Source organism: Prevotella multiformis DSM 16608, assembly GCF_000191065.1.
GTDB lineage: Bacteria > Bacteroidota > Bacteroidia > Bacteroidales > Bacteroidaceae > Prevotella > Prevotella multiformis.
Genome location: NZ_GL872282.1, coordinates 1 through 13261, shown reverse-complemented (window position 1 = coordinate 13261; position 13261 = coordinate 1). Strand labels below are relative to the sequence as shown.

General features: G+C 52.0%; 11 protein-coding genes. 9 read left to right on the top strand and 2 right to left on the bottom strand.

Annotated features, from left to right (window positions below; genetic code table 11):
- Positions 1 to 108: 108 nt before the first annotated feature.
- On the bottom strand, positions 109 to 1752 hold the full coding sequence (locus HMPREF9141_RS00055) for a diphosphate--fructose-6-phosphate 1-phosphotransferase (RefSeq protein ID WP_007366298.1): 1644 nt from the start codon (positions 1750 to 1752) through the stop codon (positions 109 to 111).
- A gap of 271 nt (positions 1753 to 2023) precedes the next feature.
- Between HMPREF9141_RS00055 and HMPREF9141_RS00050 the strand changes: the two genes are divergently transcribed.
- The 8 genes from HMPREF9141_RS00050 to HMPREF9141_RS00015 all read left to right on the top strand — a co-directional run bounded on the left by HMPREF9141_RS00050 (position 2024) and on the right by HMPREF9141_RS00015 (position 10742).
- Positions 2024 to 2296, top strand: a complete 273-nt coding sequence (locus HMPREF9141_RS00050; RefSeq protein WP_007366297.1) for a hypothetical protein — start codon at positions 2024 to 2026, stop codon at positions 2294 to 2296.
- The gene (locus HMPREF9141_RS00045) at positions 2296 to 2859 is read left to right on the top strand and encodes a 1-acyl-sn-glycerol-3-phosphate acyltransferase (RefSeq protein ID WP_007366296.1); all 564 of its coding nucleotides are present in this window, start codon (positions 2296 to 2298) and stop codon (positions 2857 to 2859) included. The genes HMPREF9141_RS00050 and HMPREF9141_RS00045 overlap by 1 nt, the downstream gene beginning before the upstream one ends.
- Positions 2856 to 5450 carry a golvesin C-terminal-like domain-containing protein gene (locus HMPREF9141_RS00040; protein WP_007366295.1) on the top strand — a complete coding sequence of 865 codons (2595 nt, stop codon included), beginning with the start codon at positions 2856 to 2858 and terminating at the stop codon, positions 5448 to 5450. Before HMPREF9141_RS00045 ends, HMPREF9141_RS00040 begins: the two co-directional genes overlap by 4 nt.
- Before the next feature lie 32 nt (positions 5451 to 5482).
- Positions 5483 to 5821, top strand: coding sequence for a DUF8442 family protein (locus HMPREF9141_RS00035; RefSeq protein WP_007366294.1), 339 nt, complete (start codon positions 5483 to 5485; stop codon positions 5819 to 5821).
- 574 nt (positions 5822 to 6395) lie between these two features.
- Positions 6396 to 8399: a YgiQ family radical SAM protein gene (locus tag HMPREF9141_RS00030; RefSeq protein WP_370991930.1), complete on the top strand. Its 2004-nt coding sequence runs from the start codon at positions 6396 to 6398 to the stop codon at positions 8397 to 8399.
- Between the two features lie 171 nt (positions 8400 to 8570).
- Positions 8571 to 10136, top strand: coding sequence for an acyl-CoA carboxylase subunit beta (locus HMPREF9141_RS00025; protein WP_007366289.1), 1566 nt, complete (start codon positions 8571 to 8573; stop codon positions 10134 to 10136).
- Positions 10137 to 10153: 17 nt separating this feature from the next.
- Positions 10154 to 10303 carry a hypothetical protein gene (locus HMPREF9141_RS13495; protein ID WP_169309936.1) on the top strand — a complete coding sequence of 50 codons (150 nt, stop codon included), beginning with the start codon at positions 10154 to 10156 and terminating at the stop codon, positions 10301 to 10303.
- A 10-nt stretch (positions 10304 to 10313) separates the two neighbouring features.
- Complete coding sequence (locus tag HMPREF9141_RS00015) at positions 10314 to 10742, top strand: biotin/lipoyl-containing protein (RefSeq protein WP_007366287.1); 429 nt, start codon at positions 10314 to 10316, stop codon at positions 10740 to 10742.
- A 483-nt stretch (positions 10743 to 11225) separates the two neighbouring features.
- Here HMPREF9141_RS00015 and HMPREF9141_RS00010 read toward each other — a convergent pair whose 3' ends face one another.
- Positions 11226 to 11660 carry a hypothetical protein gene (locus HMPREF9141_RS00010; RefSeq protein WP_007366286.1) on the bottom strand — a complete coding sequence of 145 codons (435 nt, stop codon included), beginning with the start codon at positions 11658 to 11660 and terminating at the stop codon, positions 11226 to 11228.
- A 152-nt stretch (positions 11661 to 11812) separates the two neighbouring features.
- Here HMPREF9141_RS00010 and HMPREF9141_RS00005 point away from each other — a divergent pair, with 152 nt between their 5' ends.
- The gene (locus HMPREF9141_RS00005; protein ID WP_007366285.1) at positions 11813 to 13231 is read left to right on the top strand and encodes a PepSY-associated TM helix domain-containing protein; all 1419 of its coding nucleotides are present in this window, start codon (positions 11813 to 11815) and stop codon (positions 13229 to 13231) included.
- Positions 13232 to 13261 lie beyond the last annotated feature (30 nt).

Sequence of the window (13261 nt, the reverse complement as noted above, 5' to 3'; positions counted from 1 at the left end):
ATTTGACATCAGTCACACGGAGGACAGCCCCGGGGACGAACGTTTCATGAATCAAAAAAAGAAACAGAGGGGGGCGCTCCCCCTCCATTCCTTCTTTTTGTTGCTCGGCTATTTAGCCTGCTCCAGTTCAAGTGTCTTGGTGGTCTGGTCGCATACGGAAGACGGCCCCCAGTACTGAATCGGACCCGGATAGATGTAGCAGGTCTCCCTGGCCCATCTGTCTCGCTGAGCGGCGAACTCCTTGAACGGAGCGCCGTCCAGCTCGACAAGCGCCTTGCGGATAACCGGCTTCATCTCGCCATTACGTCTTTCCATATTCATCATCATTGTAATAGGCACACCTCCGGCCTTCCACTGGTCGGCAACGGCAGTCGTATTCTTGACGATTGCCATATAACCGGTTTTTCCATTGGCAATCAGCTGGGCAGCCGACGAACCGAGCGCATAGCAGTAATCTGCATCAAAGTTGGAAGGAGCTGCACAACGGCCTTCATAGCCGAGGAAGTGGTGCTGGGCGGCAAACTTGCCGGTGAACTTGCCCTCCTGTTCCCACTTGCCGAGCTTGGCTGCGACCATGTCTGAAATAAGTTTCTCGGTCTCAATAAGCGAAACCTGAACGTTTCCATGCGGGTCACGGTCAAGGGAAAGCTGCCGTGCGACACCTTCGGGAAGCGTCTCGAAGGTCGCTCTGTTCTCTGCCGACAGATGTGCCAGGATATACTTACGCTGTGCCTCCTCATCAAGGTGCATATAGTCAGCACCGTGAGCTGCCAGCAGGTCGTTCAGTTCCTGGATCAGCCGGCCGATGGCTGGAATGAACTCGATCAGTCCCTCCGGAATCAGCACTACACCGAAGTTGTTACCCTGTGCGGCACGATGGGCAACGACTGTGGCGATATTCTCGATAATGTCATTCAGTGTCAGGTCTTTCGCCTGGATTTCCTCGGAAATCAAGCAGATGTTCGGCTGTGTCTGCAGGGCGCACTCCAGTGCGATGTGCGAAGCGGAGCGCCCCATCAGTTTGATGAAATGCCAGTATTTGCGTGCAGAATTGCAGTCACGCTCAATATTGCCAATCAATTCTGAATAGGTCTTGGTAGCGGTGTCGAAGCCGAAGGATGTCTCGATCTGGTCGTTTTTCAAGTCGCCGTCAATCGTCTTCGGGCAGCCGATGACCTGTACTCCATACTGCTTGGCTGCATAATATTCGGCCAATACGCAGGCGTTGGTATTGGAGTCGTCACCACCGATGATGACAATGGCTTTGATGTCCAGCTTGCGGATGATTTCCAGTCCCTTCTCAAACTGGTCTTCCTTCTCCAGCTTGGTTCTGCCGGAACCGATCATGTCGAATCCGCCCGTATTGCGATAAGCCTGGAGAAATTCCGCTGTAATCTCCATGTAGTTGTGGTCAACGAGACCGCCAGGCCCCATGAGGAAACCATAAAGACGGTTTTCCGGATTCAGTTTCTTGATTTCGTCAAAGAGTCCGGAGATGACGTTATGACCGCCGGGCGCCTGTCCACCGGAGAGGATTACACCCACATTCATCTTGGCATTGTTGGCTGTCTCGGCCGGTTCAAACTCAACGAGAGGCATCCCGTAAGTGTTAGGGAATAACTTCTTGATTTCCTCCTGATTGTCAACACTCTGGGTAGGAGTGCCTTCTTTTACCTTCACTGCACCCTGAAGAGCCTTTGGCAACTTGGGCTGATAGCCTGCTCTTTCCTTTTGTAATGCACTAATTTCCATGTGTTTACTTTAATTGAATTAAATATGATAATTACCTAATGATGTCAACGCTGTCCTGTAAAGAATGCAGACGGAATGTAAGGAAAGCCATATCCGCCGGTTTGCCGAACACGGCTTACTCTTTGCAAAAGTACTTTTTTTATCCGACAATGGAAAGGAAAAGAAGCTAAATTAGAAATTTAACTCTATTTTTATATAAGAACGACAGACGTTTCCGATTTTTTGTTTATCTTTGAACGATAAATATTCAACAAAGCTATTTAGGATCAATATGAGCAACAAAAGAGACTTAAAACGGATCATCAGCAGTATTTGTGGTGACCTTTTCACGGAGGGCATCGCAGCATCTCTCTATGGTGAAAACCGTAACAAAGAAAATGCAGAAGCAATCCTCACTTCCATCCTTATCATGCACAACAACTACATCAGACGGGTGTCTCATGTGGAACCGGGAATGGCAGCCCGCGCCTACTTCAAAGACTTAAAGGATAAGTTTAGCAAAGAAGTGAATGAGATTGTCGACCAACTCAATAATCTGGCATAATGTTTCAGATGTTATCAAAGTGGATTCTCTATCATCTTATGGGGTGGAAGAAAGATGTCAGGTTTGCCTTGCCGGACAAGGCGATCATCTGTCTTGCCCCTCATACAAGCAACTGGGATTTCCTGATTGGACAGCTTTATGCACGTGCAGAGCGGCAGAAAAGCAATTTTCTGATGAAGCGGGAATGGTTCTTCTGGCCGTTCGGAACCGTTTTCCGCAAATTGGGAGGGATTCCCGTCTGGCGCGACAGACATTCGAGCATGACCGACAGACTGGCTGACTATGCCATAAAGGCAGACAAATTCCAGCTCTGTATCACTCCCGAAGGTACACGGAGCCTGAATCCTGACTGGAAAAAGGGATTTTATTACATAGCACTGAAAGCCCGGTTGCCTATCTTTCTCTATGCCGTTGATTACAGCAGGAAGCTGATCCAGTGTACAAAGATCATAACACCATCTGGTGACGTAGAACATGACATGAGGGAAATCAAGCTTTACTTCAAGGACTTTAATGGTAAACATCCTGAATTATTTACCATAGGAGACATCAAGGAACAATGAAAAAGAAAGTGCTGTGCACCGCATTGGCCGTCTTGTCCTTTCCAAGCATCTATGCGCAGACAGGCAAGTCTACATGGGGAAAAACGAATTACGAGGACGCTCCATGGGTGAAGAATGTGTCTCGCCCGAACGAAATCACGGAGGGCCTCCAGAACCGGCATCTTTCCCTCTGGTCGTCGCATGGCAGATACTATGATGCCAGAAAAGGCGGGTGGAGATGGCAACGTCCTATTCTGTTCGGTACGGCGGAGGATCTCTACACACAGACAATCGTCCTCCCCTACCTCATCCCAATGCTCGAGCATGCCGGAGCCGTCGTCTATACCCCGCGCGAAAGAGACTGGCAGAAGAATGAGGTCATCGTCGATAATGACAGTCGCAGCGGCTGCTACAAAGAAGAGAGCCTGAAGAAGAAATGGGCGGACACCTCCTTGCCGGGCTTTGCACAGCATTATGGCAGCTACAATGATGGCGAGAATCCTTTTACTGCCGGTACTGCCAGAAAGGTCAAGACAAGAAAGCGCAACAGCAAAATCAGTTCCGCCGTCTACCAGCCTACGATCCCGGAGAGCGGACGATATGCAGTATATGTCAGTTACCAGACGCAGAAGAAGAGCGTGGATGATGCGGAATATATCGTGTTCCACAAAGGACAGGAAACCCACTTCCGCGTAAACCAGCGCATGGGAGGCGGAACCTGGGTCTACCTCGGGACATTCGACTTTGACAAGGGCAACAGCATCAACAATGCCGTCGTACTGACCAACCACAGTTCGCACAGAGGAATCGTCACGACGGACGCCGTACGCTTTGGAGGCGGAATGGGAAATATTGTCCGAGGCGGATCGGTGAGCGGACTGCCTCGTTTTCTCGAGGGGGCACGATACGCTGTGCAATGGGCAGGCGCACCGTGGAGCGTCGTCAGCAAAAGCAACGGATCGAACGACTATAACGACGATATCAATTCCCGCTCTCTGATGACCAACTGGCTGGCGGGAGGCTCCTGCTATCTCCCTGACAAAAAAGACGGGAAAAAAGTGCCTATTGAACTTGCCCTGGCCATCCACAGCGATGCCGGTGTGAAGACGGACGGAAGTTTCATCGGCACTTTAGGAATCTGTACTACACAACAGGGTAACAGCACTTTGTCTGATGGTCTCTCACGTAAGGCTTCAAGAGTATTCGCAGAGCAGTTGGTTGCAAATGCCAAGAAGGACATAGACCGGGCTTTCTCTGTCAACTGGACGACACGTTCCGTATGGGACCGCAATTACAGCGAGACCCGCATACCGGAAGTCCCGTCGGCGATCATAGAGACCCTCTCCCACCAGAACTTCCCGGATATCAGACTGGGACAGGATCCTAACTTCAAGTTCGTACTGGCCCGTTCTATCTATAAGACAATCCTGAAGTATGAGGCAAGTATGCATGGCAAACGATATACTGTCCAGCCGCTTGCACCCTACAACTTCAAGATGGACTATATATCCCCCCGGAAGATCCGGCTGCAATGGAAAGCCACACCTGACACGGGAGAGCCGACCGCAATGCCTATATCATACAATGTCTATGCAGCAGTGGGGGGAGAGGGATTTGACAATGGGGTGAATGTCCGGAATCCCTATTACGAAACGGAGCTGCAGCCGGGGCTCGTCTACCACTTCAAAGTGACGGCCTGCAACAGCGGCGGAGAGAGCTTTCCTACCGAAACCCTCTCTGCCTTACGCCATGACGGGGCAAGCAAGACCATCCTTATCGTCAATGCCTTCCACCGCCTGTCGTCACCGTCCGTCATCAACACGGACACGGAGCAGGGCTTCGACCTTGAAGCCGACCCGGGTTTGAGCTACGGGCCGGTAGCCGGCTGGGCCGGTCGGCAAGCCAACTTCAACAAGTCCCAGATGGGCAAGGAAGGACCTGACGCACTGGGATTCGGTGGAGAGGAACTTGTAGGAAAGGTGATTGCAGGCAACGACTGCAACTATGTAAAAGAGCATGCGGAAGCCCTGCGCCATGCCGGGAAATACAACATCATCAGCTGCGATAGCAAGGCGGTGGAATACGGAGAAGTTGATCTGTCCAGATACGTGCTGGTAGACTTACTTCTCGGCAACGAAAAAGATGACGGGCACAGCCTGTATTACTATAAGACATTCAGCCCCGCCCTCCGCCAGCAGATAACAAAATACCTGAATGGCCACGGAAAGCTGCTCGTCAGCGGTTCTTACCTCGCCTCGGATATGCAGGGCAGTGACGAACAGGCATGGCTGAAAAACAATCTTCGGATCCTATTTGACGGTTCCAATGCCGACAATTACAATCCTACCGTCAGCGGAATGGGGATGTCGTTCGATGTATACCGTACCATCAATGAGCAGCACTATGGTGCCTACACCCCCGACAACATCCTGCCTGCGGATGGAGCCTTCAGCGTGCTGACCTATGCGGACGGACACACCTCCGCCATAGCTTACAAGGGGACAGACAACTGCGTATTTGCGCTGTCCTTCCCCTTTGAATGTATCAAAGATGCCCCTACACGCAACCGCATGATGAGAGGAATCATCCACTATATGATGAATGAACAATAATCAAAACGGAATAATCTAAAAGCGTAAAGACTATGTACAAAATTCAAGCAAACGCCTCAGGGACAAGAAACATCGAGGTGAGTGACAGACATCTTCGGACAATCCGGAAGTATTCGCTTCTCTCCGGGCTTGTTGATTCCAATGGAATTGTTGATGAAAACATCCTCGACAAGCTGAAGTTCAACATACGCGGTCTCCTTGAGTCCGAGCCGGGAAAAGACAAGGAGCTGCTGGACCTGTGTCTGGATGTCATCTATAACCAGAACATGAAAGCCATTGGATTGGGAAATCTCGTCACACTTTACAAACAATGGAGCGCCGACCATCAGGATGCCGATGACCCAGAGGAGGGCAGTCCCATGGCAGAGTAGTCTGGAGAAGTCTTGGGACAGGTTCCGGACATTCATCTTGGCATGACAGACTTTTCAGACAGGCAGATGGTAACAGAGAAAGACAAACGGATGGGAAGGCTGACAGGATTCATCGACCGGCATACCGGCGTAGATTCTTCTGAAAAATTCCTTTAAGAATATCCAACCACATGGGAACGCAGCTTCCGGGCGTTGGGAATACGATTCCCAGCCGTTGGGAATCCTATTCCCACATGGTCGGGAACAGGGTTCCCGCATAGCCGGGAATGTCCTGCCCGACTTCCGACCGTAGTCCGGGGGCAATGACAGGCCGCAGCTCCCTTGATGTGAAGGATACGGGAAAGGAACCCCTGCAAGCCGGTCGTCTCTCCTTCGTCAGAGGCACGTCATCATACACAAGACAGGGTACTCCCCGACTTAAATAATACAATAAACATAATTTCTATTGAGTCCACAAAAGCAAAATCCAAGAATCACAAGACAGAAAGCGAAACAGGAAGTCCCTGTACGACAGCGGGACAGAGGATATAGAGCTTCTAAAGGGACGGAGAAGACAGGGCCTTCAAGATACCAGCTGACCGATTTCCTGCCCACCACCAAGAAGGAGGTGGAACTCCGTGGATGGGAGCAGCTGGACATCATTCTCTTCTCAGGAGATGCCTATATAGACCATCCCGCCTTCGGCGCAGCAGTCATAGGCAGGACCCTGGAAGCAGCCGGATACAAGGTGGCAATCGTCCCGCAGCCCGACTGGCACGGTGACTTCCGCGACTTCAAGAAGCTGGGACGTCCGCGCCTCTACTTCGGTATTGCGCCCGGTGCCATGGATTCTATGGTAAACAAGTACACGGCCAACCGCCGTCTGCGGTCGGAAGATGCTTATTCGCCTGACGGCAGACACGACCTGCGCCCGGAATACCCGAGCATTGTCTATGCCAACATCCTCAGGCAGCTCTATCCCGACGTGCCCATCATCCTGGGCGGCATAGAGGCTTCGCTGCGCCGTCTCACCCACTATGACTACTGGAAAAACTGCCTCCGCAAGTGCATTCTCTGCGATGCCCATGCCGACATGATTATCTATGGCATGGGCGAGAAGCAGGTCGTCAGCATAGCAAAGGAATTGGAAAACGGCGTGAGCGTCAAAGACCTGAAGTATATCCCGCAGACCGTTTACCTCTGCAAGGAACCGGATATTCCCGGGGGAATCAAGGAGGAAGACATTGTGCTTCATTCGCACGAAGCCTGTCTGCACAACAAAAAGTACCAGGCCGAGAACTTCAGGTATATTGAAGAGGAGTCCAACAAGAAGCATGCACAACGCATCCTGCAGGCTGTTGACAACGTCTATGCCGTCGTGAATCCCCCCTACCCCACGATGACCACGGAAGAGGTAGATGCGGCCTACGACCTGCCTTATACACGTGAACCGCACCCGAAGTACCGCGGGAAGACGATCCCTGCCTACGAGATGATCAAGCACAGTGTGAACATTCACCGCGGCTGCTTCGGCGGCTGTGCGTTCTGCACCATCTCTGCCCACCAGGGGAAATTCATCAGCTGCCGTTCAAAGGAAAGCATCCTGAAGGAGGTGAAGCAGGTGATGGAAATGCCCGATTTCAAAGGCTACCTGTCCGACCTCGGCGGGCCGTCGGCCAACATGTACGGCATGGCAGGCAGGAATCAACGGGCATGCGAGCACTGCAAACGCCCCAGCTGTGTGAATCCGGAAATCTGTCCGAACCTTGAAACAGACCATACCCGACTGCTTGAAATCTACCATGCAGTAGACGAACTTCCAGGCATCAAGAAGAGCTTTATCGGTTCCGGCGTACGGTATGATCTCCTGCTGCATAGAAGCAAAGATGAAAAGAGCAACGAGGCTGCCCGTCAATACACCCGGGAACTCATAACACGCCATGTCAGCGGCCGTCTGAAGGTCGCTCCGGAACATACGTCAGACCGTGTGCTGAAGCTCATGCGCAAGCCTTCTTTCCAGCAGTTCTACGCCTTCAAGAAGATTTTTGACCGCATCAACCGTGAAGAAGGACTGCGCCAGCAGATCATTCCTTACTTCATCTCGTCCCATCCGGGCTGCCAGGAGGAGGACATGGCGGAACTGGCTATACTGACAAAAGACCTTGACTTCCACCTGGAGCAGGTGCAGGATTTCACGCCGACGCCGATGACCGTTTCTACCGAGGCATGGTACACCGGATACGACCCCTACACGCTCGAGCCGGTCTTCTCGGCCAAGACACCGAAAGAGAAACTTGCCCAGCGACAGTTCTTCTTCTGGTACAAGCCCGAAGCGCGTCGTGAAATTGAACGTGAACTTCAGCGGATCGGACGCAGCGACTTGATTCCCAAGCTCTATGATAACACTCCCAGACGTCATCCACACGCCGCCTATGACCCCAAAGCCATAGGCAGCAGCCCGGAGACGGCAGGCCGTCAACGTCAGAGGCGAGAAGTGAGAGAAGGCGGCACTCATAAGAAACCCGCCAGACATGAGAACAGCCGCACCAAGAGCTTCAACCCGAATTTCCCCGCCAACCGGCATCGGAGGCAGAGGTAATCCTTAACAATATTTAAAGAGGTGGAGATTCGTATCTCCGCCTTTTTTAGTAATTTTGCATTTAATTCTATGACAGTGACTTCCCTGTTTATGAAGAAATACGGTGGAAAATCTGTGAAGAATAAGACAAGGAACAACTGAAGCTATAAAATAAGAAAATAAATTCAAGTTATGAGCAAACAGACTGAAAAAATCAAGGCACTTGTGGAGAAACGCGAACTGGCTCGCCTGGGCGGTGGTCAGAAGGCCATCGACAAGCAGCATGAGCGCGGGAAGTACACGGCGCGTGAGCGTATCGAGATGCTGGTTGACAAGGGCAGCTTCGAGGAATATGATATGTTCAAACTTCACCGCTGCCACAACTTCGGCATGGAAAAGAAGCAGTTTCTCGGCGACGGTGTCGTGGCCGGTTCGGCAACTATCGACGGCCGCCTTGTCTACCTCTACGCACAGGACTTCACCGTAAACGGAGGTTCGCTTTCAGAAACGATGGCCCAGAAGATCTGCAAGGTGATGGATATGGCCATGACCAACGGCGCACCGGTCATCTGCATGAACGACTCCGGCGGGGCACGCATCCAGGAGGGTATCTCCGCTCTGGCAGGTTATGGTGAAATCTTCGAACGCAACATCCTTGCCTCCGGTGTCATCCCGCAGATCTCAAGCATCCTCGGTCCTTGTGCCGGTGGTGCGGTTTACTCTCCTGCACTCACCGACTTCATCATCATGAAGGAGCAGACGAGTTACATGTTCCTTACCGGTCCGAAGGTCGTAAAGACCGTGACAGGTGAAGACATTGACGCCGAGCACCTCGGCGGTGCAAGTGTCCATGCTTCAAAGAGCGGTGTGACGAGTTTCACCGCCAAGACCGAAAAGGATGCCATGGAGCTGATCAAGAAGCTTCTCTCTTACATTCCCTCCAACAACCGTGAGGAAGCACCACGTACAGAATGCACTGATCCGATCGACCGCAAGGAAGACCTCCTGAACGAAATCATTCCTGACGACCCAAACCAGGCTTACGATATGTACAAGGTCATCCAGGCCGTAACCGACAACGGAGAGTTCTTCGAGGTCCAGCCGAAGTTCGCCAAGAACATCATCACAGGGTTCGCACGTTTCAACGGGCAGAGCGTCGGTATCGTTGCCAACCAGCCGTCAGCTTATGCCGGTGTGCTGGATGTAAACGCAAGCCGCAAAGGCGCACGCTTCGTCCGTTTCTGCGATGCGTTCAACATTCCCATCGTCTCTCTGGTTGACGTGCCGGGCTTCCTGCCGGGTACCGGACAGGAGTACAATGCGGTCATCCTCCATGGCGCCCAGCTGCTCTACGCTTACGGCGAGGCTACTGTGCCGAAGATTACCATCACGCTGCGCAAGAGCTACGGCGGATCCCATATCGTCATGGGCTGCAAGCAGCTCCGTTCCGACCTCAACTTCGCATGGCCGAGTTCGGAGATTGCCGTCATGGGTGCCTCAGGTGCCGTAGCCGTTCTCTGCGGAAAGGAGGCCAGACAGGTCAAGGAGCAGGGCGGTGATGTCAAGCAGTTCCTGGCCGAAAAGGAGGAAGAATACTCCGAGAAGTTTGCCAATCCGTATCAGGCGGCACAGTTCGGTTATATCGACGATGTCATCGAACCGCGCAACACCCGTTTCCGCATCTGCCGTGGTCTGGCTCAGCTGGCGCATAAGAAGCAGAATCTGCCGGCCAAGAAGCATGGATGTATGCCAATGTAATGAAGGGAGCCGCGACTATGGACAAGAATGTATATGCAGCGATTGCAATGGCACTCTATGAGTTTGCCGGAAACAATGTTCACGACAACGAACCGGGCATCATCACCATTCTGCCGAAGCAGACAATGTGGGATGCCAAGTTCGAGACAATGACAAAGAAACCATAACAGACATCAAATGAAAGAATTCAAATATACGATCGACGGCAAAGAATATAAAGTCGAGATTGGTGAGATCAATGCCGAGAATGTTGCGGAAGTAACAGTCAACGGTGACCGGTACAGTGTGCAGATGGAGAAGGCTGCCGAACCCGAGAAGAAGAAGGTGGAACTTGGCAAGCCGGCAGCAGCAGAGGCTAATGACGAAGCTGCTCCCTCAGCTGCCATCAACAGTTCCGCTGCTGTCAAGGCTCCTCTGCCGGGGACCATTACATCCGTTGAGGTGGCAGTCGGTCAGGAGGTGAAGGCCGGAGACACCGTCGTCGTCCTCGAAGCCATGAAGATGCAGAACAACATCGAGGCAGAGAAAGACGGAAAGGTGACTGCGATCGCCGTAAAAGTAGGTCAGGCCGTGCTTGAGGACGATCCGCTGGTCGTCATCGAGTAGAACCGGCATACATCCGCCGGTCATTGACGACCATCCGACCGTCTTATGGTATCTGCATCCTGTGAGGTCATGCCTCATCTGTCTTATAGGTCATCATGCGGCAGGCCGGCAGTATCAATATGACAGACATCATCTGAAAGATTACGGATATGACAGATAGCATCTGAAAGGTTACAGCCTTGTGTAACCGGACAACAGAAACAGCTATGTAGAAGCATGGACTGCTCCTACATAGCTGTTTCTGTTTATTATAGGACCGGTGGAAGCCCTACAATATAAGCAGTTTTTTTTAATTCACTTCTGCTGCTTTCTGCCTTTCAGACGAGCAGATTCGGCCTCCTTACTGAAAGGACATAGCGAGCCATGCGCCTGAAAGGAAAAAGGGAAGATGCCGTATAAAAGCCAAACACAGAGAACAGAAAAACAGGCCTATCAACGATAGACCAACGTGGAATTTTCAGAACATACCTGTGGTGAAGTACCCTACTCCACGGACGATTTCCACACCCACACTTCACCTATGCTGAAACGCACGAAGAGCTTGCTGCCCGTTTCAAGCTCTCTGATGCCTTTCTCACCTGCTTGCAGAAGGAAGATTTCACCAGCATTCAGCCGCCGGATGATAGAAGAATCCCTCCGTGTTGCTCCGCCGGGGGCAGGCAGCATATCGAGCACCGTACTGTCGCACACTCCAAAGCAAGGCACCGTAACCGTCACCTCTTTCTCTACCTCATTTCTGAAGCCCGCATTGCTCTTGTTGGCATTCTCGACCGTCTTTTCCGTCTGATCCGTTTCCAGAACCTGCACATTCGAATCCTTGTGGGTCTTGGTCTCTTCCGTCACTTTATATCTGCCATTGTGACAGGCCGCTGACAGCAGCAGAACAAGTGCGGGAAGTATCATTCTTTTCTTCATCATGGGAAAACGGCATGTTATATACAGGTACAAAAGTAGAGATTTTCATGTGAAAAATGGAAAGATGGGAAAAGAAATGCAACAAAGCCAGTATTTTTTTGTAGCTTTGCACTCTCATAAAAAATATTCATTCAATCATAACACAGACTACCTCGATGAAACGAAAGACTTGGCATAAATATCATAAGTGGATCGGAATATTCATCAGCTTTTTCCTTCTGATGTTCTGCCTTTCAGGAATTGTACTCAATCACCGCCAGTGCTTCGCAGGCATCAATGTCATCCGCTCCCTGCTGCCGGAGCGATACACCTTCAAGCAGTGGAACAACGGACTCCTGCGTGGTACGCTACGCTGCAAAGATGCCAAAGAGAACAATGCGGTGCTCATCTACGGGGCAGCGGGCATCATCCGTACGGACACGGCCGCCTCGCATTTCTCCGAATACAATCAAGGGCTGCCGGCCGGTGCCGACTACCGGCAGATAAGAGGTGTTGTCCAGATGCCGCAGGGCGACCTGTTCGCTGCCAGCATCATGGGACTGTACCGGCTGGATGCCCGTACCGGCTGGACACCCGTACCGCTCCCCCAGACGGACGGCGACGAACTCCTGACAGACATAACGACACAGGGCGACACACTGGTGGTGCTCGGCAGATCCTATCTGTATTATGCCAAAGCACCTTACAGGCATTTCTTCCGGATGCAGCTGCAGGCTCCCGAAGGCTATGAGGGCAAGACCAACCTCTTCCGACAGGTATGGCTGCTGCACAGCGGTGCGCTCTTCGGCACTGCGGGAAAACTCATTGTAGACGGTATCGGGATCATTCTGATCCTGCTCTGCGTGACCGGCATCTGGTTCTGGCTGCGTCCAAGGAGTGCAAAAGTCCTTCACTGGCACAACAAGATAGGCGTGACCACGCTCGTACTGACGATCTTCATCGCCCTGACAGGCTGGGCACTGCGCCCGCCCCTCATGATCCTGCTTGCCACACACAGCACCCGTCCTCTGCCTTATACGGCCCTGGACGATGACAACCCCTGGCACGACAGGCTGCGTATGGTACGCTATGACGCACAGCAACGTGACTGGATGATTTCGACTTCTGAAGGATTCTTCTCCCTCAAGTCGTTCACCGGTCAGCCCCAGCGCATTGCCTCTACCCCGCCGGTCAGCGTGATGGGACAGAATGTATGGCAGCGCGGACCGCAAGGAGAATGGATTGTCGGTTCTTTCGATGGTCTTTACTACTGGGACAGGTCTACGGGAGATGTGGATGTCTACGACGATGAAATGACTTCCGGACAGGCGGCGTCCGGTACGGCTCCTGCCGGACAGACCATTTCCGGTTACAGTTCCGATTTTACAGGAAAGGACTGCCAGGCAGACTATTTCAACGGAACGTCCTTTGCGCCACAGCCGGAGGAATTCAATAACCGCCCCATGTCATTGTGGAATCTTGCCCTTGAAATCCATACAGGCCGGATTTATCTCGGTTCCATCGGCTCATTCGCATTTATCTTCATTGCAGGACTGCTCGTCATCCTCGTGCTGTGGTCGGGCAAGAAGATATAGACAATCCCTCCCTGCTGTGTAGAATGTGTC

Bases quoted from the DNA above. Each gene is read 5' to 3' on its own strand.
- HMPREF9141_RS00055 (WP_007366298.1), bottom strand. From the start codon at position 1,752: ATGGAAATTAGTGCATTACAAAAGGAAAGAGCAGGCTATCAGCCCAAG.
- HMPREF9141_RS00050 (WP_007366297.1), top strand. From the start codon at position 2,024: ATGAGCAACAAAAGAGACTTAAAACGGATCATCAGCAGTATTTGTGGT.
- HMPREF9141_RS00045 (WP_007366296.1), top strand. From the start codon at position 2,296: ATGTTTCAGATGTTATCAAAGTGGATTCTCTATCATCTTATGGGGTGG.
- HMPREF9141_RS00040 (WP_007366295.1), top strand. From the start codon at position 2,856: ATGAAAAAGAAAGTGCTGTGCACCGCATTGGCCGTCTTGTCCTTTCCA.
- HMPREF9141_RS00035 (WP_007366294.1), top strand. From the start codon at position 5,483: ATGTACAAAATTCAAGCAAACGCCTCAGGGACAAGAAACATCGAGGTG.
- HMPREF9141_RS00025 (WP_007366289.1), top strand. From the start codon at position 8,571: ATGAGCAAACAGACTGAAAAAATCAAGGCACTTGTGGAGAAACGCGAA.
- HMPREF9141_RS13495 (WP_169309936.1), top strand. From the start codon at position 10,154: ATGGACAAGAATGTATATGCAGCGATTGCAATGGCACTCTATGAGTTT.
- HMPREF9141_RS00015 (WP_007366287.1), top strand. From the start codon at position 10,314: ATGAAAGAATTCAAATATACGATCGACGGCAAAGAATATAAAGTCGAG.
- HMPREF9141_RS00010 (WP_007366286.1), bottom strand. From the start codon at position 11,660: ATGATGAAGAAAAGAATGATACTTCCCGCACTTGTTCTGCTGCTGTCA.
- HMPREF9141_RS00005 (WP_007366285.1), top strand. From the start codon at position 11,813: ATGAAACGAAAGACTTGGCATAAATATCATAAGTGGATCGGAATATTC.